The sequence below is a fragment of the Nostoc sp. DedQUE04 genome (assembly GCF_034530995.1).
Lineage (GTDB): Bacteria > Cyanobacteriota > Cyanobacteriia > Cyanobacteriales > Nostocaceae > Nostoc.
In genome coordinates this window covers 46,631-69,028 of record NZ_JAVRCA010000002.1, presented here as the reverse complement: position 1 = coordinate 69,028, position 22,398 = coordinate 46,631, and the positions used below count along the sequence as shown (strand labels likewise).

13 protein-coding genes are annotated in these 22,398 nt (G+C 41.7%); 5 read left to right on the top strand and 8 right to left on the bottom strand.

Going from position 1 to position 22,398, the window contains the following annotated elements; translation table 11 throughout:
* Positions 1 to 1,224 (top strand): ShlB/FhaC/HecB family hemolysin secretion/activation protein (locus tag RM049_RS01730; RefSeq protein WP_322702945.1); only part of this gene is annotated, 1,224 nt, incomplete at its 5' end.
* A gap of 448 nt (positions 1,225 to 1,672) precedes the next feature.
* Here RM049_RS01730 and RM049_RS01725 read toward each other — a convergent pair.
* Positions 1,673 to 2,797, bottom strand: coding sequence for a hybrid sensor histidine kinase/response regulator (locus RM049_RS01725; RefSeq protein WP_322702944.1), 1,125 nt, complete (start codon positions 2,795 to 2,797; stop codon positions 1,673 to 1,675).
* A 16-nt stretch (positions 2,798 to 2,813) separates the two neighbouring features.
* Positions 2,814 to 4,163 (bottom strand): ATP-binding protein, encoded by a 1,350-nt coding sequence (locus RM049_RS01720; RefSeq protein WP_322702943.1) that lies wholly within the window; start codon positions 4,161 to 4,163, stop codon positions 2,814 to 2,816.
* Positions 4,164 to 5,421: 1,258 nt separating this feature from the next.
* Here RM049_RS01720 and RM049_RS01715 point away from each other — a divergent pair.
* Positions 5,422 to 6,144: a response regulator transcription factor gene (locus RM049_RS01715; RefSeq protein WP_104908003.1), complete on the top strand. Its 723-nt coding sequence runs from the start codon at positions 5,422 to 5,424 to the stop codon at positions 6,142 to 6,144.
* Between the two features lie 78 nt (positions 6,145 to 6,222).
* Here the strand turns inward: RM049_RS01715 and RM049_RS01710 are convergent, their stop codons facing one another.
* Positions 6,223 to 7,587 (bottom strand): lipid-A-disaccharide synthase-related protein, encoded by a 1,365-nt coding sequence (locus RM049_RS01710; protein WP_322702942.1) that lies wholly within the window; start codon positions 7,585 to 7,587, stop codon positions 6,223 to 6,225.
* A gap of 243 nt (positions 7,588 to 7,830) precedes the next feature.
* On the opposite strand from RM049_RS01710, the gene RM049_RS01705 reads away from it, so the two are divergent.
* The 3 genes from RM049_RS01705 to RM049_RS01695 all read left to right on the top strand — a co-directional run bounded on the left by RM049_RS01705 (position 7,831) and on the right by RM049_RS01695 (position 14,995).
* Positions 7,831 to 9,906 (top strand): outer membrane protein assembly factor, encoded by a 2,076-nt coding sequence (locus RM049_RS01705; protein WP_322702941.1) that lies wholly within the window; start codon positions 7,831 to 7,833, stop codon positions 9,904 to 9,906.
* Positions 9,907 to 10,440: 534 nt separating this feature from the next.
* Positions 10,441 to 12,675, top strand: a complete 2,235-nt coding sequence (locus tag RM049_RS01700) for a hypothetical protein (RefSeq protein WP_322702940.1) — start codon at positions 10,441 to 10,443, stop codon at positions 12,673 to 12,675.
* 13 nt (positions 12,676 to 12,688) lie between these two features.
* Positions 12,689 to 14,995 (top strand): hypothetical protein, encoded by a 2,307-nt coding sequence (locus tag RM049_RS01695; RefSeq protein ID WP_322702939.1) that lies wholly within the window; start codon positions 12,689 to 12,691, stop codon positions 14,993 to 14,995.
* A gap of 20 nt (positions 14,996 to 15,015) precedes the next feature.
* Here RM049_RS01695 and RM049_RS01690 read toward each other — a convergent pair whose 3' ends face one another.
* From RM049_RS01690 to RM049_RS01670, 5 genes are all read right to left on the bottom strand, one after another.
* Positions 15,016 to 16,218, bottom strand: a complete 1,203-nt coding sequence (locus RM049_RS01690) for an FtsW/RodA/SpoVE family cell cycle protein (RefSeq protein WP_322702938.1) — start codon at positions 16,216 to 16,218, stop codon at positions 15,016 to 15,018.
* A gap of 444 nt (positions 16,219 to 16,662) precedes the next feature.
* A complete protein-coding gene (locus RM049_RS01685) occupies positions 16,663 to 16,869 on the bottom strand; it encodes a phycobilisome linker polypeptide (RefSeq protein ID WP_094349821.1) in 207 nt (68 codons plus the stop codon).
* Positions 16,870 to 17,091: 222 nt separating this feature from the next.
* Positions 17,092 to 17,580, bottom strand: coding sequence for an allophycocyanin subunit beta (apcB, locus tag RM049_RS01680; protein WP_104908010.1), 489 nt, complete (start codon positions 17,578 to 17,580; stop codon positions 17,092 to 17,094).
* 65 nt (positions 17,581 to 17,645) lie between these two features.
* Positions 17,646 to 18,134, bottom strand: a complete 489-nt coding sequence (apcA, locus tag RM049_RS01675) for an allophycocyanin subunit alpha (protein WP_322672097.1) — start codon at positions 18,132 to 18,134, stop codon at positions 17,646 to 17,648.
* 385 nt (positions 18,135 to 18,519) lie between these two features.
* The gene (locus RM049_RS01670) at positions 18,520 to 21,825 is read right to left on the bottom strand and encodes a phycobilisome rod-core linker polypeptide (RefSeq protein ID WP_322702937.1); all 3,306 of its coding nucleotides are present in this window, start codon (positions 21,823 to 21,825) and stop codon (positions 18,520 to 18,522) included.
* Positions 21,826 to 22,398 lie beyond the last annotated feature (573 nt).

Sequence of the window (22,398 nt, the reverse complement as noted above, 5' to 3'; positions counted from 1 at the left end):
AATTATGTCCGTAGCCGACTAGCAATCGCGACATCACCACCTCTGAATCGCCAGCGTTTATTAGAAGCCCTGCAACTTTTGCAACTTAATCCTTTGATTAAAAACGTGACTGCTGAACTCTCAGCAGGATCGCAAACGGGTACGAGTCTTTTGGAAGTTAAAATCAGTGAGGCAAAAACCTTTAGTGGCCAAATAGTTCTTGATAATGGGCGATCGCCTAGTGTTGGCAGTTTCCGACGCGGGTTACGATTGAATGAAGCCAACTTACTCGGATTGGGAGATGGTCTGAGTGTAGGCTACACTAATACCGATGGTAGCAATTCCTTTGATGCTAGCTACACGTTGCCTCTCAATCCCCGCAACGGAACGCTTACCTTTAACTATGGCACTACGTCAAGTAATGTCATTGAGCCTCCTTTCGACTTCCTAGATATCGAATCGGCTTCTCGCTACTACGAACTGACATTCCGCCAGCCAATAATCCAAACTCCTACACAAGAATTCGCTCTGGGGTTAACAGCTTCCCGACGCGAAAGTGATATCTCGTGGATACTACAGAGAGAGAACCCACCAGCTCCCCCCTCTTTACTTTCACCTGGCGCTGATAATGAGGGACGCACTAGGGTATCTGCGTTGCGAGTTTTTCAAGAATGGACGAGTCGTAACAGCCGGGAAGTCATCGCCCTACGCTCTCAATTCAGTTTGGGCATAGATGTGTTGAATGCCACGGTTAATCAAGATGCTCCTGATAGCCGTTTTTTTGCTTGGCAAGGGCAAGCACAGTGGGCCCGCCTTTTAGCTCCTGAAACCTTATTGTTATTACGTTTAAATACGCAACTTGCATCTACAACACTTCTGCCTATAGAGCAGTTTGGCTTAGGTGGGCAGGATAGCATTCGCGGCTACCGTCAAGATTATCTGCTGACGGATAATGGCACTTTTGTTTCTGCGGAAGTTCAAGTACCGATTCTGCGCTTACCTCAGATAAATAGCATCTTACAGGTTATCCCCTTTGTGGATTTTGGTGTTGGCTGGAACAGTTCTGGTAAAGAGAATCCCGATCGCAATACTTTAGCTGCTGTTGGTCTGGGGTTGCGTTGGGCACAGGGCGATCGCTTCACCGTTCGTCTTGACTGGGGTATTCCTTTGGTATCTGTTAACTCAAATGAGAGAACATTACAAGAAAACGGTCTGTATTTTAGTTTACTTTATAATCCTTTTTAACTGCTGTCCATGTCCACCCTCAACTCTTAATAGGGTGGACATGGACAGTAGTCAATGATGAAAAAACGATGATTATCTAGGTTTTTATAAAAAAGACCCTGGGTTATGATTCCAGGGTGCATACACGTTTTTCAGGCATTAATAGGTTGAATAATAACTTTGTAAAATAGTTATTTCTACTATCTATAGAATGATACAAAAGTAGATTTAGTTATTTTAGTCGAGCAATACATCTACCGTTGGGAGTATACAAATATTGGAAGAGGCAAGTTATCTGGCAATATTTGGATTGAATTAACCTTCAAATGCTGCTGTAATTAATCTATATAATTTAAACTAAATAATTTAAGCGAATTTTATTTTTGCTGGGTGCATCAAAATACATCCAAAATTAAATGTAATTTCTTGGGAGATATCCGCAAAATAATCGGTGGTGAAGGAGAATAACTTAAGTATTTTTAGGTAGTTGCACAGTAAATAAACTACCTCTCCCTACTTCAGAAGCGACCTTGATAGTTCCTGCGTGCCCTTCTATAATGCGATGGGATAGATGTAGTCCTAAGCCACTACCCGAGCGTTTATTTCTGCCTTGGCGAAATCGCTCGAAAATTGTTGCCCGATCTTCTGGCGCAATTCCATATCCTGTATCTTCTACCTCAAGTATTACCGAATCTGGATCTCCTGGATTAGATGATGTTTCATAAATGCGGATTGTTATGCCTCCTGTATCTGTAAATTTGATGGCATTTGCAATCAGGTTGTTTAACACTCGCCGTAATTCCAAACGATCGCCCATGATAATAGCAGCGTTTGGACTCAGTGGATCTAATTGATGGGTATCAATTTCCAGAGTCAAGCCTTTTTCATTAGTTAGAGGACTTAGTTCGCTGACTACTTCTTGAGCTATCTCACATAAATCGCATTCCTCCCAATTCAACGTTTTTTTACCCGCCTCGAAGCGATACACTTCTAATAGGGTGTTGACCATTTCCATCAAATTTTGGTTACTGCGAATCATGACTGCGATCGCTTGTTTCATTTCCGGCGAAATTTTGCAGAATGTTTCCATTTCAAACAAATTCAACATCCGATCGGCGGCTACTAGGGGAGTTCGCAAGTCATGAGTCAGACGGGAAACAAAATCTTCCCGTTGGCGGGCCATTTTTTGTTGTTCGTCCAGACTGTGCTTGAGACGTAATAGCGATCGCACCCTTGCTAGTAGTTCATCAGTATCAAATGGTTTACGAATAAAATCGTCAGCACCAGCATCCAAACCTTCGACAACGCTGGATTGATGAAAGGCAGTAATTAATAGAATTGGAATATAAGAAATTGCAGGGTTATTCCGAATCCGACGTGTGACTTCATAGCCATCTATCCCCGGCATCATTACATCTAACAGAATCAGATCGGGTGGAGATTGCTCAATTTTCCGTAAAGCTTTTATTCCATCTGAAGCCAAATCAATTTCATACCCCTCACTTTCTAAAATGGCTTGAACCAAAATCAGATTATCTTGAGTGTCGTCAACTGCTAATATCCGATAAATTTTATTATTTTCAACTACAGACATGATTTATAAATTTTTATCAGTTTTTCTGGAAGTAATTTTTAAATTTAGGATATTCTATTGGTGCTTTTCTGGCTTGAGAAGATGACTGATGAGGATTTTGCGCAGGAGAAAAAAAATCATCGTTATCTAACTGTGAAGCTGGAGCCTTTGCTGCTACAGTCGGTAATGTAATTTGACGTGGCAATTCAATTTTAAACATTGAACCCACCCCCAATTTACTCTCAAGAAATATTTTACCGCCCATCATTCGCACTAGCGAATCTATAATTGCCAAACCCAGACCTGTACCTGGATATTTGCGAGTGATAGTTTGATCTACTTGCCGAAATGCTTCAAAAATATGTTTAAAATCTTTGGGGGCTATGCCTATACCTGTATCTTGAACGATAATTACTACTCGGTTTCCAGGTAGTTCCTTAACCTCAACCCAGATTTCACCAGACTCTGTGAATTTAATGGCGTTGGAGAGCAAGTTAATCAAAATCTGTTTGACACGAACTGGATCGTTAAATATCAAAGGATTTTGCAAATCGGTTTGTACTAGCAATGAAAGATTTTTAGCATCAGCTAGGGAACGCATTTCACTGACAACGAGATTGATTACCTTTGATATATCAAATCTTTCTGCCTTTAAATCTAATCCTCCTCCCTCCAGCTTGGAAAAGTCGAGAACTTCATTGAGTAGCATCAGTAAATGCTTCCCATTATTCAAAATGCGCTCAACCATATCTGCTTGCTGGTGCGTTAGTTGACCGAATTTAGGACGCAAGAGTATTTGTGAAAAACCAATAATCGCATTCATCGGCGTTCTAAGTTCGTGGGAAATAGTTGCCAAAAAAAGTGATTTTAGACGTGATGCCTCCAATAACTTGAAGTTTTGCATTTGAATCTGTTGCTGTTGTCTCTCCAATTCTTGGTTCTTACAAATGAGTTGTTCATGAGTTTCTCTAAGGTGCTGGTTTGCCAAATCGACCTGCATTTGTGCTTGATAAATCCGAATCGCACTCCGTAAAACTTGCGACAAACTTTCTGGGGATATTCTAGACTTAGAGAGATAGTCTGTAGCACCAGCTTTCAATAATTCGAGAGTAATTTGTTCATCTCCTTGACCAGTTAAAACTACTAAAGGAACTTTAATTTCTGAAGAACGTAGCTGTTGAATCAAGGTTAGTGCGTCCCGATCTGGTAAACGATAGTCGAGGAAAACACAATCGTAAGTAGTAATGCTTAAGACAGAGAATGCTTCATTACCATTGCCTACTTCAGACAGTTCTATCTGAACACCTGCTTTAGTCAGGGCAGAACAGATTGCTATCCGGTCTACTTCGTCATCGTCTACAACCAAAATTTTCAGCGTCTCTTCCATCGGTTTTAACTTTCGCCGCCAAACATAGGTTGATGTATAATATTTATCTTTTTAGATTATCCAACTAAAGAATATAAGATTTCCCTTCATCTAAAACCTGTAATTTGATTGATTAAGATATTTTGCATAAGATCCACTTTAATACCTGCTTGACATTGATCGCATTAACTTCCTTATCCTCCGTTAGTAGTATGTCGCTCGTTTCGAGTCTTTCCTTGGGTTGAATTGAGTCTGTTGGATATTCAATCTGGTTAATTTACCAGATGGTAACTAAACTCCTAACAAATGACCAATGTCCTGCAAAAAATTAGTAATTAACAACCAGACACCACTGATATAAAGTAAAATAAAATACTTTACCAAGCTTAAAACAATTGTAGATGAGTGAGGAAGCCACCGTCGTCAGTCATTGGTGAGAGTTGCATCCCATTATCGTGTACCATAAGCTTGAACAGTTTTACTATCAGGTTAGTTAGACTAAATAAATAAAAAAGTACTATCTATACCTATTTGTGAATCTGAAGTAATCCTACCTCCTGAAATTTCGACAATTTTCTTAGCGAACGCCACATCTGTGTTAGTATTTATCCAGGTATATTGAACTTATAGATGTTCGCAAAATTACCAAAGTTTAATTCCGAAGAAAGGTTCCCGACAAAAGTTAGGCAAAAATTCAAAACCTAAAAGGGGAGAGGTTCGCACAGAGCGGCTTGTATTATATCCTGTGAAAAGTCAGACGGATAAGTTCGTTACAAAGGACTACGAATTACTTTGTTGTTTATGATTTCAGAAAATTTTAATGCTGGCTGATTCCCTTCCTTCTATGAGGATCTCTATTGGCTCTATCAATCGGATGAATCCAAAGGTTTGATTAAAAATCGTTCCCAACCATCTTTTACTTTCTCGTAAAGCAACTTTCACACGGTGTAATTTTTTCATTTTCGTAAGCTTTTTTTAAAGTTTGCTCCAAAATAATAGTAATTAACGGATGCAACATGACAATTCAAAGCTGAATTATCAGCAAGGAACAGCAATTTGGCATTCGTTTCAATATTTCATACTTTTTGTGTAAGTATCTATATATCTCCAGCTAGATTTGTCCTCTATCTAAATGTAAAAATTTTGGCTACTTGTTATTTCTATCGGTGGATGCAGACAGGTTGAAATATCATCTATCTTGAGTTTGGGAAAATAATAGATAATAGTTACAAAAGGCAATACTTTGAAAGATGCAAACAGCGCAAGAGTGAGTGTAGCGATGAATGAAATTAGTATTATTTTAATTGAAGATCATGACTTAACGCGAATGGGGCTACGAGCAGCATTACAGTCTCATAGTGCATTGAAAGTAATTGGGGAAGCGGCAAATGCTACTCAAGGATTAAAACTTTTAGAAACGGCAAAGCCAGATGTAGCAGTAGTAGATATCGGCTTGCCTGACATGGATGGCATCGAACTCACTCGTAAATTTAAACGCTCCCAGGCTGAAAATGGGCAATCTACTACAAAGATTCTCATCTTGACAATGGATCATACAGAGGATGCCGTACTTGCAGCCTTCGCAGCTGGCGCTGATTCTTATTATATGAAAGAAACCAGCATCAGTAAATTAACTGAGGCAATTCAAGCAACTCACGGCGGTAACTCTTGGATCGATCCGGCAATTGCCAACGTGGTATTGCGGAAGATGCGCCAAGGTATTCCTGGAGAAAGTCAAGGTTCTGACAAGCCGAAGACTGTCAAAATTGAAGCGCTGGCGACAGAATACGAGCAAGTTTTGGAAACATACCCTCTGACTCAACGGGAACTGGAAATCCTCGAGTTGATTGTAGCTGGGTGTAGCAATGGTCAAATTGCCGAGAAACTTTACATTACAGTTGGTACTGTAAAAACCCATGTTCGTAATATTTTAAATAAACTATGTGCTGATGACCGTACCCAAGCTGCTGTGAGGGCCTTACGTTCGGGGTTGGTGGCGTGAGGAATTAGGGACAAGGGAGATAAGGGGACTAGGGGATAAGGAGAATAACCTGCCACGATGCCCCATACCCACTGCCCATTATCCCAATTTTTCCCGCAAGCAATTAGCAATACGTAGTGCTGCTCCCGGTTTACCCATACGTCGCCCACCATTTTCAGCAATAATTTGCAAATTATCAGGGTTTTTGAATAGGGATTGTACAACCTTCGCTACATCTGCTGGTCGATCGATTAAAATCAAAGACGATCCCAGTAGACGACTTTGAGATTCAGCAAAGCCAAGGTTATATTGTGGGCCATTACCGGGAATTGCGATCGCAGGTTTGCCTAAACCGATAAACTGTTCTGTGGCTGTACCTGCCATTGCGATCGCTAAATCTCCCAAATGCAAGCAATCATTATAAGCTTGTTGTGTTAATAGCAGATAAGCATTTCTTTGTTTAAATGTCAAGACATTTGGATCGCTTAGTTTGATAGGAGATGCTGATTCAGCGCGCCAGCCTTGGGATTGCACACTTTGGGATAAAATATTAGAGTCTAAACCAGGAGCGATCGCACCTAAAAACACTACTTTGTTAGAACTATAAAAGATTGAATCTCGCTGTTGAAAACTTGTCATCAATGCAGATACAGCAATCATAATTGTTTCCCAGTTAGTATATGCTTCTGGCGGACGAGAACCAGGAAGAAGAGTCACTACAAAAGGTCGAACTGTCTCTTGCTGTTGGATATTCTGACTATAAAATTGTTGGCGTGAAAACCTCGATTCTAGACCATCCATCATCGGATTACCCAAATAGAAAGCTGGAATTGGCCATTGTTTTAATGTTTCTGTGGTCAGCGCATCTCTAAGGAACACAGCCTTACAACGACGACGACTCATTAACCAACGTTCCCAAGGATGGTAAACTGAACCAGAAAAGTTTTCCCAACCTGCGTCTTTAGATTTTCGTGGTAATAATCCAGCTTCATCTCGCACATAATATTCAGATTTTGCCGTACCGACAAAAGCATAATTAGCGCCACTAAATGTTGCAAACAACAGCGGCAAAATATCTCCCACTGCTAAAATCGCTCTTCTATTACCTAATTTTTTTTGAGAACTTACCCAACGGCGAATAGCTTTAATTTGGCTGAGGGTAAGTTGCAATAAACCACCGCGTACATCCCGCGCTAATTCGCGGCCATCCATATAAATAAAGCCGCCAGAAGGCATATTCAGGACTGAACCGATAAAGGGGATATCCAACTGTTCATAAGCACGTCCTTCACCCACCAGAGGCAAAGCAAATATCTCTGGTGGGTTTGGTTGTCGTTGGAGTTCTTGCAAAATCCGAACTGCAATCGCATCTTCCCCATGACCATTACTTAATACAAGTAACCGCAAAGGAGAAGTTGCGGATTGGGAGTTAGAAGCTAAAGATGACCGAGATAGATTACTCATAAGAAACAAAATATCAAAATTAACTGTCTGTTTGGGTAAGAGGTATAAATAGAGAAATCGACAAGGAAGCTGGAAGTTAGTATTTCCCTATTCCTTTACTTCCCTACAACTAATACCAATTTTGGATAGGAATGTAATTGTTTGAAATTTCTAGAACAGCCTTTTGGTCAATACTTTTAATCAAAAATCTAAAATCTAAAATCCAAAATTAGTATAACTCCCAGTTAATTAGGTTAAATATTTATGCGAGTTTCTGCTACTGCAATTTTTACATTAGCTACTTTAGCTACTGGCAATATTACTCAGCAAGCAACGGCTGCACCTGCTAAAACCGTTACTCCAACTCCAAAAGCTGGTAACTTGGTGGTACCGATAATTGAAGACACTCCCGCACGGGTAGAGACAATTGCTTCCCCAGAAACTATAGTTGCACAACAATTTTCCCAAAATCCTGTCGCCGTGCAAACAGGTGCAAACAAAAATTCCCCAGTAGTCTTAAAATCAACAGACAAGGAAAATTCATCAGTAACGCTTCTTCCCACTCCCTCTTTTTCCCCTTCATCCCCCAAAACTCCTGCTACTGAAAGCGATTTGGTAGTCAGAGCTACAGATGTACGGGTGGTGGGAGCCAATCAAGAATTACAGCAAATCATTGGCCAGGTAATAAAAACCCAGGTGGGTGGAGAAACCAGTCAAAGCCAGCTGCAAAGAGATGTAACAGCAATTTTAAATACAGGTTTATTTAGTAGTGTCAGTGTGAATAGCTTTAGCACTCAGGCTGGATTGAATGTAGTATACCAAGTTCAACCAGTGATTGTGCGATCGCTGCAATTATCTGGTGCTAAAGTACTTACCTATCAAGTCGCCCAACAACGTTTGCAATCTCAGATTGGAACCACCATTAGTCCCAGTGGATTGCAACAAGCAGTAGCACAAATTAACAAGTGGTACGCCGACAATGGTTATAACTTAGCACGGGTGTTATCAATTAAACCTAGTTCGCAAGGTATTCTCACTGTGAATGTCGCTGAAGGCTTGGTGAGTGATATCAAATTTCGCTTTGTCAACGATGAAGGTAAAACCGTTGATAGCAAGGGTAATCCCGTCGGAGGACGCACCAAAGCAGATTTCTTACAACAACAACTCAAATTGAAACCCGGTCAAATCTTCCAAGAAAATGTCGTTAAACAAGACATTCAACAACTATATCGGACTGGTTTATTTGAAACTGTGAATGTTGCTTTAGAAGGTGATGCGACAAAACTTGATTTAGTTTACCAACTCAAAGAAACTGGGGCGCGTGGTGTTAATTTGGGTGGGAGTTACAATGCCGATCAAGGATTGGTAGGTACAATCAGCTATCAAGATCAGAATGTCGGTGGTGTTAATGATACTTTAGGTGTGAATGTTGGGGTAAGTAGCCGAGACTTACAATTTAATACCAAATTTATTAGCCCCTATCGAATAACTAACCCCGATCGCTTGGGCTACACTGTAAATGGTTTTCGTAGTCAGGAACTTTCGGAAACCTTTGATGACAAGATTAAGCTAGCTAACGGCGATAAAGTGCGAGAAGGTCAAATTGGCGGTGGTGTCAGCTTGCAGCGACCAATTGACGATTGGAATACCTCATTAGGATTAAACTATACCCGAACTAGTATTCGCGATCGCCAAGGTAATATTACCCCAACTGACGTTCAGGGCAATCCCCTCTCTGCGAGTGGAACTGGTATTGACGACCTAACTACCGTATCCTTCACCGCCACCAAAGATAAACGAGATAATCCCCTCAATCCAACTCAAGGTTCCGTGTTGAGTTTGAGTACAGAACAATCTATACCCATCGGCGAAGGTAATATTTCCCTTAATCGCCTCAAAGCCAACTACAGCCAATATTTACCAGTGCAGTTATTTAACAGCAAACAGCCACAAGTATTTGCGGTGAATGTCCAAGCCGGTACCGTCCTTGGGAATTTACCGCCCTACGAAAGTTTTAACTTGGGTGGTTCCAACTCAGTGCGCGGTTACGATTCTGGAGAAGTTGGCAGTGGTCGCAGTTATGTGTTGGCTTCGGCAGAATATCGTTTTCCCGTTTTACCAATCGTAGGCGGTGTATTGTTTGCCGACTTCGCCTCAGATTTAGGTTCTGGTGATACTGTATTAGGAGATCCGGCAGGTGTACGGGATAAACCAGGTTATGGTTTTGGTTATGGGGCGGGAGTGCGATTAAATTCACCACTAGGCTTAATTCGGGCTGACTATGGCATTAACGACCAGGGAGAAAGCAAAGTGCATCTGGGAATTGGGCAGCGATTTTAATTTGAGTTCAGGCGTTGCTGAGAAGGTCATATCCAGAAATTAAATATGCGTTATCCGAAACCCTTGTAGAGACGTAGCAGTGCTATGTCTCTACAAGGGTTTTGGCTTATACAGCAGATTTCAAGTTGGTGAGGTACACAAGCAAGCTAAATCTGTTACCCAGGTATAAAGCGTGTTTTATATCATGTCCGCTTGATTGCTTATTAAACCCGAAGAACCCCACCCCGCCAAAGCTACGCCTTGTCTCCCCTCCCCGCAAGCGGGGAGGGGTTGGGGGTGGGGTGTAATGACTGTGGTTAGCATAACTAATTATGCGGACATGATATTACTCCTGAATTCTGAATTCTGCTGTATATGTATTAGCGATCGCCTTTGAAAATGACTTTTATAAATTGGTCAATTTATTACACAATATTTAATAGTATATAAATTTCAATAATCAAAGGAAAAAAGCTATTGTCACGTTTTCACGAGACATTAATTTTTTAATAGTGCTAGTCATGCAGAATATAAAAAAATATTATAAGTAATAACATGGAAAAAAGTGTTATTAATGCCAGCCTTTCTACTCAAAACCTAACCTTTCGTCCAGGTGATACTCCTGTATCATTTGAGGTAACTGTCAATAATGACAGCGATCGCTTCGTCAATTTTCAGATAGAAATTACTGCGGCGGGTGAAATCCGCAACACAGGATATCGCTGGTATAGACTCGAACCAGAGGTAGCAGCAGCCAAGCCACCGGGCAGTAGTACCATCTTCCAAGTGTTCGTATTCAATACACCTATGCCGGGATTTGTTGGTACTGTTAACCTGATGGTAAACATTTTTTCACCGCAATTAGCACAACAGTCCAGACTTGTGCTACGCCTGAAAATCGAGCGAGACAACAGACCAACACATTTAAGTGTAGAATTACCTGTACGAGAGTTCCAAGTTTATCCCCGCAATTCTGTTGATATACCAGTACGGGTGCGGAACTTGGGGCAGCAACCAACTGAGGTAATGCTACGTTTTACAGGCGTCGATCCGTCTTGGCTGGCTGGCAGTGCAGAACGCCGATTACCCTTAGATCCAGGTGGTTTAGCAGAAGCTACATTCCAATGCCAACCTCCTTCTGTAGTGCAAGCGCCCAGTCAAAATTACCCTTTTACTATTGAAGCTGTTAGCAATAATGGTTATCCAACTAATGCTGAAGGCAATATTGAAGTTTTGCCAGTGGGTTTTATAGACTTTACTACCACCGAAAAACACCTGAAAATCCCCAATAAATCGGCATGGTTGCCTGACTGGAAATCTGATACAGCTTCCTTTGAATTACTATTTAAAAACGCTAGCAATCTCAACCAACAAATTAATGTACAAGTGCAGGGTAGAGACTGGCGAAAATGCAGTTTTAAAAAGCTTCCCGAAACTGCTAATCTGCATCTAGGAGAGACAAGTAAAGTCATTCTCGATGTTAAAACAAAACGTCCTTGGATTGGAATCGGCAAAACTCTATTATTAGAGGCTAAATCGGAATTATCGGATCAACGTTTAGGCAGTACAGACCCAGCCACGCAGACATTAGAAGTAGAGACTCTGCCAATTATACCTTTATGGCTACAATTGGCTGCGATCGCACTATTAGCCGCACTCCTCGCATTAATCTTGCAACCAAAAGGTGTAATGCATACCCGTTCTGTAAACTCAGTCCGCTTTAGTGGCATTGGTTTATCTGTGGTCAGTGGCTCAGATGATTGCACCTTAAGATTTTGGAGAATTGGTGCTGATAGTTTAGACCCCGATGATACTGTAAGATACGCTGGGCAGCCCCTTGCTTGCGACCAAGCACAACAGCCTAAAGGCTTGATGGCCATTACCGATGACGCTGTAGAAGTCTTGCGCTTCATGCCATTACAAAATAATCGCGCTGCTGTTGGTTTAGATAATGGTGTAATTGAACTCAGAGATATTCCTTCAGGTACAAAGATTAGCCAACTTCAAGACCTTAAAGATCCTAAAGCAAAAGGCGATCGCGTTTTTGACCTAGCTTTCACCTCAAACTCACTTAACTTATTCAGTGGCTATGGCAGTGGTAAAGTCAGACTATGGTCAAGACCAGCACCTAACAGCGATTTTCTGCCAGAACCCCAAGTTATTGACGTACAAAGTAGATTGAAACTCTCAGGTTTCCAAGTCCGGGCATTAAATCTCAGCCCAGATGCAAAAACTCTAGTAATTGCTGGAAACTTTAAGCGTTTTATATTGTGGCAGTGGAATCAAACTCAATCTAATAAACAATTTCCAAGTTTATCGGTGCAAAATATAGAAAAACTAGACCCATTAGTTGGGCCTGAAGATTATATTTGGGGATTAGCTTTTGTTCCTGACTCAACAGGAAAAATCCTCGCAACTTCTGATTCTGCGGGATTTATTACCATTTGGGATTTAAATCAGTGTCAAACTATCAAAAATCCGAATCCGTTAGAAAAAGTAAATGAACTTAATTGTACGCAACTAGACCGTTGGCCAGCATCAAAAACTTCTGTGCGGACTCTAGCATTTAGTGACGATGGGAGTCTCTTAGTAAGTGGTGGCGATGATGGACGAGTCGTAGTTTGGTATTTAACTCCCGAACATAAGCTTGACAAAACAAGAGCAGCAGAAGGTAAAACAATTTACCAAAGCTCTAAAAAAATCAATAGTATCGACTTGAAAACCAATCAAGGAACCATGATTGTCAGTGGTGGTGAAGATTTTCAGGTCAAATTACACCGCATCAAATAAGGGAATCAATGACATGCAAGCTAAATTCAATCCACTGCAAGTTATTATCAACCCACCTGGAATTCAATTTGGGATGCCAGGAGATACCATTGAACTTTATATTGTTGTAATCAATCAGGGAAATCAAAGTGCGGTTATTGACTTATATTTTGTTTTTGATGAAGTATTTCAAAATTTAACCGGCTGGTCTAGTTCTCCCAGAGAAAGTTTAGCATTAGCTCCAGGGCAAAATAGCGACGAAGTCAGATTTGAGTTTCAAATCGCCGCAAATGCTCTCCCAGGAACTTATGACTATACACTAGTCGTAGATTCTCCTCTACATTATCCCCAAGATACTCCCATAACTTTCGCAAACCAAATTAAGGTTCTACTAAAAGAACAGACTGCAATTCGGGTGAACGACCCGACATTTTCCATCAGACCTAACACCAACCCCAACAAACCGTTAATTTTCAATCCTAGTGAGCCTTTGCAAGTGGAGGTAATAGTTGACAATCGCTCTTATCTCGTAGACAGATTCCGCTTGAGTTGTCCAGATTTAGACGATGACTGGTTCACAATTAATTATCCTGCAACTGGATTTGAGGGGCCAGGATTAGTGTCTGACGTGACTGCATTAGAACTCAATCCTGGTACTCAAGGTCAAATATTGTTGAAATTTCACCCACCTGGAGATACCCTTGCGGGAAGCTATTCTCCGACAATCCGCTTGTATTCAGAAAACTCTCCAGATTTAGTACTGCTGGATTTGGTGTATATCCAAATTCCGACAAATTATCGCTTAGATATAGAACTTAATACCATCTTGGGACAAGTTAGCCGTAGTCTTGGCAAGTACGAATTATCACTAGCTAACCAGGGCAATATTGTCCGCGAACTGATATTAAACTTAAAAAGTCGAGACGAAGAAGAACTATATACTTACAAATTCGATCCTACTGAAGTAAGATTATTACCTAATAGAAGTGCTGTGGCTAATTTGACGGTCAAACCCAAACCTTGGTGGCGACGACCGTGGTTTGGTGCAGGGCTAGCGATCAACTTTCAACTCAACATCAAAGACCAACAAAATTTACCCCTACCGAACACACTGCCTCAAGGAACTTTGGTATGGAAACCCCGCCCTTGGTGGCAATTTCTTCTGTTAGTTTTGGCAATTTTGGGGTTATTGGGAGGGATAGGATTTATCATTTGGCGAATTTTAAACCCCGATCCTTTGAGATTAGAAAATTTTAGTGCAAATGACTCTCAAATTACTGAAGGTGATGAGGTAGCTTTAAACTGGGAAATTCATCAATATAAACAGTTAAAAAAGTTAGTTTTGACGGCTAAAGGTTCCCAACCTATTCAGCCGATTACTTATGACTTTAGCAATGGCATTCCTGAAACACTGGGTAAAGGAAGTGCTAATGAAATCCCTGCATGTCAGGTACAAAATAAACAAGAATTAATTTGTAGCAACGTCAAAACTGGAGTAAAAACAAAAGGTAATTACACTTTTGAATTACAAGCCTTTTATCGCAATGGTATACAAATATTTTCTCAAACTAACCAAGTAGTAGCGCAAACTACCCAAGTAGAAATTGCAGAAAAACCAATTGCATCAGTAGTTAATTTTCAGCTAGATAAGCCCCAGTACACAAAAGGTGAAAATATTCTTTTTAGTTGGACAATTGCACGTCCATTATTGCTGTCACAATTACAGGTTGTTGGCAATGCAGATGATGGTACATCTTATGGTGAACCAGTTACTTACAAATTTAATCAAGGCAATATAACAGACCCTAAAATTAAAAAACTATGTATACAACAAAATCAACAACTGCAATGTAAAAATATTCCTTTATTAGCAAACAAAGTAGGAAGTTTTGCATTTGAAATCAAAGCTGTTTCTAACAATGGAAGCGACAAAATTAGTTCTAAAAAAGCTGAATCAAAAATTCCCATATTACCCAAACCATTTAAAATTGTCTATTTCAAAATTAACGGTAGCGAACAACCAAATTTGGTTCTCAATGAAGGAACATCTGCTATTTTGAGTTGGAGAGTAGAGGGAGAAAATATTCAGGTTAAACTTCTACCATACGGCAATGACGTTCCAGCAGTTGGTTCAACGAAGTTTTTAGTAAATCAAGCCTTCCCTGCTCAAATCGGACTGCTAGTCAATGATATATCTGGTAAGCAACAACCCCAGCAAAGAGGATTTGCAATCACAGTCCTCAAAAAAGTAGTGCCTACTCCTATACCTAGCTTTAACCCAATTCCACCTACTCTGCCATCTAGCAATAGTCCATTTAAGACTCCCTTACCTCAGAGGTAACTTTTTGGGCATTTGCTAGCTCAATTCCTGGTTTTATGAAAAGCTCGGTGTCTGCGCCCATTTTCAAGCTGAGGTTTTCGCAACGGTACTACCTCAGCTTCATTACTCTCACGTGCTACCCGAATCAACAACCCAGCAGCTATTAAACTGGCAATCATAGAATTACCACCATAACTAAACATGGGCAAAGGTAAGCCAGTAGTCGGTAGAGAACCTGTAGCAACACCGATGTGGAGCAATGATTGTCCCACCATCAAAGTCGTCACACCGATCGCTACCAATCGATGTACTATATTTTTAGCCTTCAGCGCCACAACTAATCCGAGAGTAGCGAATGTAGCTAAAAGTACCAACAACACCATACTGCCAACAAAGCCAAACTCTTCAGCGAACACCGCAAAAATAAAATCGGTATCTTGAATTGGTAAATAAAACAGCTTTTGTTGAGAAAGCCCATATCCAGCTCCCCAAGTTTTCCCAGAACCCACAGCTAGTAGACTTTGCACCAACTGGTAGCCATCTCCTGTAGCATCCGCCCAAGGATTGAGGAATGACATTACCCGCTTACGCTGATACTCTTTAATACTAATACTGAGTAGCGCCAACATGACTCCACCAATTGCTGTTCCTCCCAGGTACTTGTAAGGTAAGCCAGCTGCTAAAGCAATTAGCCAGATAGTCATGCCGCAAAGTGCCGTTGTACTCAAGTTAGGCTGGGCAAGAATTCCTAAAAGTACCAAACCAAAAACGCCCAACCAAGCGAAACGAACCCGCCAACTAATTCGTTCCCATTGACCAAAAAGCCGCGCACTTTGCAACACCAAAAAGGGTTTAATTAGTTCTGAAGGTTGAATCGGAATTGGCCCGATCGCAATCCAACGCGCTGCATCAAAAGCTTTTCTTCCCAATCCTGGGATCAGTGTGACAAAAATTAACCCCAAAAATAGCAACAAAAACCAATGGGATAGTCCCAAAATTTTCTGCAATGGCGAATTAACAATAATATTGAATCCGATTAAGGAAACTAAGACCCAAAGCAGTTGACGTTTAAAGTAGTACAAACCATCATTCTGACGGGCATCAGCGACAGGATATGATGCTGAAAATAGCATGATCAAGCCGACGAACAGCCAAATCAAGGTTAACCAGCGCAAGAACCGCGCTTCTAATGCCCAGTTGGAGACTGAACTATCAAAAATTGGAATCAGGTGGCGTAGATTCACGATCGGTACAGGTAAAAAGTTAGAAATTAGGAGTTAAAAATAAAACTCATAAATCATAACTTATAACTCATAAGTAGGCTTTACAACCATAAATATTAGAGTTGTTAACTTCAATACACCACTAGTTCAATAATTTCTGACAAATTGCCATTTCTACTTTGCGCTATAAAAGTAGTATTTTATACTTAAATTTTATGGTTCTATAGTTAAGAGCGATCGCTAGAAAATTGGCTGAAGGTTGGAAAAGAAACCTAATTGTGCTTGATGAAACTATTGAACAGGCTAAGAATAGACAGAATGCTGACGCTCCAGTTCCACTTTATACTCGCGGGTATCGTCTTTTAAATATGTTTAATTATTGATTTGCATAAAATCCGAGCCATAAAAAAGAGGTCTTTCTCGACCTCTTATCCAATTCCCTAAAATAATATTCTATTTACACAATTACGACAAGCCAGTATTAGCACCTTGCTTGCCAGTTGCTAGTTCCACCTTGATGATTGTGCCACCTGCTTTTTGAATGCGTTGCTGTTCGCGGAACCAGTTTTCATAAGGAACTAGCTTAGTGAAGTAAGTATTTTGCAGTTCGCGTTGCGTACGAATTCGGGTTTGGCTAGGAACTAGAGCAGTAATTTTAAACAAACGGGACATATTTTGAAAATCTCCTGTATACTTTGCGAAAACTTTTTTATCTCAAAATCTTGAGTGCAAATCTTTTAATCATTCAAAGGCTGGAAATCAAACATCAATACTAGACCACCAACACTCATCACTGATAATTTACCAAGATAAGCAATATAACGTTCTAGCACTCACGGCTGATTTCCAGACCTTAATAAAGCCGCACCTAAATTCTTAAGCGCAAACTAGTTCTTAGCTTAAGCCAGAGGAGATATAGTCTAAGTAAACGCCCATTTCCTTACCAGCATCAGAACCTACCAAGCTGGCGGTTACTTCTTTGATTGCTTGGATAGCTTGCACGGTAGCACCGACGGGAACGCCCAAGGAGTTGTAGGTTTCCTTCAAGCCATTGAGCACACGCTCATCTAGGATGGAAGGATCGCCAGCCAACATAGCGTAGGTAGCGTAGCGGAGGTAATAATCCAAATCACGGATGCAAGCAGCATAGCGGCGGGTGGTGTACATGTTGCCGCCGGGACGGGTGATGTCAGAGTATAGCAAAGATTTTGCTACAGCTTCTTTGACGATCGCAGCAGCGTTAGCGCTGATGGTGCTAGCAGCACGTACCCGCAGTTCGCCAGTGGAGAAGTAGCCTTTTAGCTTCTCTAAAGCAGAAGAGTCTAGATATTTACCTTGAACGTCTGCGGAGTTAATGACAGCGGTAATTGCGTCTTGAGCCATGTTGTTAATTCCTTATTTCCAACCGTATTGCAATACTTCTGTTTAAGTAGGTAAACAGCTTTACCCTATCCTAGAAGAGCACCAACTAGGTAGTCGAAGTAGCCAGCAGCTTCACTAGCGTCATCACCAGAGAGCAGTGACGCAGAGCCATTCTTCAGCCCGCGGATACCTTCAGCAACACCATCGATAGGAGTTCCCAAGGACTTGTACAGTTCGCGGGCACCAATAACACCAATTTCTTCGATGGGGGTGACATCACCAGCAACGATACCGTAGGTAACGAGGCGGAGGTAATAATCTAGGTCACGCAGGCAAGTAGCAGTCAATTCTTGACCGTAAGCGTTACCACCAGGAGACACAACATCAGGACGCTTTTGGAACAGTTGATCGCCAGCTTGCTTAACAAGCCGTTCGCGATTTTCTGATAAAACTTGAGCAATCCGCACCCGGCGCTCACCACTTGTAACAAAGGACTTGATCCGATCTAACTCACCAGGGCTGAGGTAGCGAGCTTCTGCATCAGCATTCACGATAGCTTTCGTGACGATACTCATTAATGGATTCCTCCAATACTAATGAAACCAGGATTTGATTAAACTGGTGCGACTTTGAGTTTGGTTTACTGAGTTTGTTTTCTCGTTCTTTTAGACACAACAATTTTACAACTGCTACGGCTAATAAATTACGACTTTGCTTGAGTCAACACAAGTACACAAGCTTTCAAACTCAGTTACCTTCCGCAAAACATTTTCCGGCATTCTGTTGAGCATTTATGACTGCTCTTAATACTTTGTAATATTGCTTTTCAGAATTTACTGTTTTAACTACAATCTGAGAGCGGTATTACGAAAGGTTAAGAAGGGGACAGGGGAAAGGTTACAGGGGACAGGGAACAGTAAATAATCTGTACCCTATTCCCTATTCCCTATTCCCTACTTCTTAATCAACCGCAACACTGCCGAGGTAGTTACCTGCTGGCAGAGATGGGAAGCGGTTGTAAGGCACAACATCTTCACCGAAGTAGCGGTTATATTCTGGACTTTCGACTATTGCTTCTACAGCGGCTGACAAACCACTATCGACTAGCAGCTTGTTATATTGGCCAATTTCTTCCTGAGTTGCGGGTGTACGCCCCAACAGATGACGGAAGAGGAACTCAATGGTCTTGGTATGAGGATAAGGTGATAAGAAGCGCTGGCGATAGATTTGGGAACTAGCTAGTTCACGCACAAACTCCCGCACGGAAATTTCACCATTTTGGAGTTTGCTATCTAGGTCAGTGCGACGGAAATTATCGGGCACCTCACCGCTAAATACATCCAAGACTTGACGATAAATGGCGTTGATTGCCTGTTGTTTTTCGTCTTGGTTGGTGTTTTCTGTTAGACGGTAAATGCGCGCATGTTTACGCACACCTTGTTCCACGGTTTGTCCGCTAGCATCGTTGTAGGAACGGCCCAGTTCAGCAAAGGATGGCTGACCATTTGTTTGGGCTGCGATATCTGCGATCGCCTGTACCAAAAGCGGTGTATCGTTACTAACTCCGACACGGGCTTGTACTGGCTTAAAGCTGGGTACAACCACGTCATCGTTTTGCTTGGTCAGCTGGTTGTAAAGCTTCTCTGTATTGGGGAAGTTTGCCGCTGGCAGGGTCGGGAAGCGGCGGTAAGGCACCGTATCTTCACCAAACACCTGGTTATATTCCACACTATCTACCAAAGCACCAATAAAGGCACGAATACCTTGAGTAGCCAAAATTTGGTTATACTTGCGGATTTCTGCTTGGTCTAGTGGCGCACGTCCCAAGAAGTGTTTGGTTCCTAACTCAATCACTTTGGTGTTGGGGTAAGGTGTGTAGAACTCTTTCAGGTAGAGGTTAGAGTAACCCAAACCTTCAATAAATTCCTTCACGCTAATTTCGCCATTTCCCAACTTGCTTTCCCATTTGGTAAATTCGTTTTTGGCGATGTATGGTGCAATATCCCGCTCAAAAATCTGACGATAGGCAGCGCTGATCAAAGTTTTGACTGCAACCTTGTCAGTAGTATTCGCCACCAATTTGAAGATTTTGGTTTGTTCCCGTTGCTTGCTAACACCTTGGTTAATGCGGAACTGAATATCTGGTTCTGACCGCTTTTCTGTCACTGTACCCAGTGTCACAAAGCTTGGTGTTACCTCCTTCTGGATTTTCGCTGCGATATCATCACGAATGCTACCAACACGTAATTGTCGCCCTGCTACACCACCAGGAGTCAGATACCGTTCGTAAGGAATCGTATCTTCACCAAAGGCTTCGCTGTATTCTACGCTGTTAATAATGGCATCAACCACCGCGTAAAAGCCTTGTTTAGAAGCGATATCAAAGTACTTGTTGATTTCTTGACGACCATAAGTCGGACGACCTAACAAGCGGCGGTGAATATACTCGATCGCTTTACAAACATACAGCGATGACCAGTACAGATTGCGGAAGACATCCGACTTAGCCAAAGCACGGATAAATTCCCGTACCGAGATGTCACCGTTTTCCAGCTTGATTTCTAATACCTTCGGGCGCTGACCTTCGTAGACATCGCGACCAAAAACTTGCAGGTAAGCAGCTCTAATTACTGCTTGTGTGGAGCTTTCGGAGTATCTGACACTAGAACTTTTGGGAGCCTTTTTACCTCTAGTACCAGGCAGTTGGTCTAATTTGAACACCTTGGGCCCAAGGGTACCAGGAGCTTCACCCCGCGCTCTGGGATTACTATTTTGGTTATTAATCCCTGCTCCTTGGTGAATCAGGATACGTTTGGTATCCTTGCTAAAAGGAGCCGGACTGGTACTGGGGTTGCGAGTTTCTTTCGGGAAAATCGCCCCAAACTGAATTTCCAAGGGGTCGTTACCAGAACCGTAAGGATGTTGATCTGGTAGCGGTTGCTCGTAAGCTGCAAATGTGGTGAGGAACTGAGGTATCTTGCGGAAAGGCGCACTGTAGTTAAACAGGTCTTGCTGCGGCCCCCAGTTGCGACATTCTTGTGCTTCTTGACCCAGACCCCGCAGGTAGGGTACTGTTTCTTCACCAAAATAGTCGCCGTATTCAGCAGAATCTACTAAGGCATCTACCAAAGCTGGTAGACCACCGTTAGAAATAATCGAGAAGTATTTTTGTACTTCTTCTCGGCTACTTGGGCCCCGTCCCAGAATGTGACGGAAAGCTAGTTCGATGACTCGGCTGTTAATAAAAGGCTGGTAAAACTGTTTTTGGTAAAGGGGAGATTTAGCTAAACGACGGACAAACTCTTTCATAGAGATGTCGCCATTCTTCACCTTGGATTCTAGGTCAGATATGGACAAACTATAAGCACGGGTAATGTCGCGCTCAAAGATTTGTCGATAGGCCGCTTTAACTACCTCATTTTTTTCGCTACTGGATAACCCAGTCTTCATCACAAACTTGGGACGACGTTCTGAGGCATTGAAGTAGATTTGCGGCAATTCTAACCCTTGCTGGTCGCTAGAAGGGCGTTGGCGCAGTTTATTTGAAGGTGTGGCTGCTTTGAATTCTGTTAACAAAACATCCATGTACTGAGACACAATTTCTGTACCCTCAGCATCGTTGCGGAAAAATGAAAGTGCCCCAGCTTTGATTTCTTGTAAAGCTACTAGCGTAGCTTCTCCAGAGCAGGCATTTTCAATGATTTCCCGCAAACCCCTTGTATTCACCGCTATGATGTTGGGATCGCCAGCAACGATCGCATAAGTAGCGTAGCGCAAGAACCAGGATAAATCCCGCAAGCTCTTGGCCATGTTGCTCGGGCCATAACGGGCAATGTTAATTGGTCTGAAACCTGGAGGTGTTGGGCCACTGGGGGATGAGTTAAATATTGAACGTAAATTTTCTAGGAACCCACCACGACTTTCAACGTAGGTTACAGTTCCCAGTTGCATCCCTTGCTGAACGTTAGCACCAGCACTAACAGGTACTATTTCTATCGCTCTGGGCTTTTCTAAAAAAGCCATTGGCGAACCACCAACGAAAATCCGGTTGGCAGCCCGAGACACAATAATCTCGGCGTTGTCTGTCAGCGTCTGAGAAATTTCTAGACGCTTTGCACCAGATGCAAAATAGCTTGCCAGTTCATTTAGTTCACCATTTCCCAAGAAACGGTCTTGCTGCTCCGCTTGGGTAATTGTGGATACAGTTAGGGTTTGATATAGTTGCGGACGCGCAACCGAGCTTCCACCACTCGCCTTAACACTCATCGGATTTGTAAAACTCCCATTATAAGCGTTTAATATGTTAAGTCTGGATTGTTTTGAGGCTTGACACATCGGCGTGTCTATGCTTTATAAGCTTGAAAGTATTACCTGCAAAACTGCCAGTAAATTAACCCACTTAGCTTTTAGATTAGAACGTTTTGCGTTCTCAAGGCGGATTTATTAAGAAGTATGTAGAACCTGTATCTTAAATGTCTCCAGTCTTAAAAGTGTATACTCCAGTTTGTCTGAGATTAAGTCTAAGTTTTGTAACTAAGTAGTAGGTTGGGAACTGTCTGCTGATTTCTTTTTTATTTAAACGCATAAGCACTTCGCCTTTTTGCAGGGTAGGGGCACAGAGGGAAACGCAGAGGCACGCAAAGAATTAGCTATGCATTAATTAAAGGTTGCACTTAGTCACTAGACAGTGGTTATTCGTCGATGTTAAGTTGTTTTTGCTACTGGTAAATTCATGTTAAAACTGACACTATAGGGAAAATAATTCTGAATCTGTGGTAGTTTAATCTGGAAATAGCCAGTATTAGTATTAAGGGTAAATGCTAAGAATAAAAGTTATAA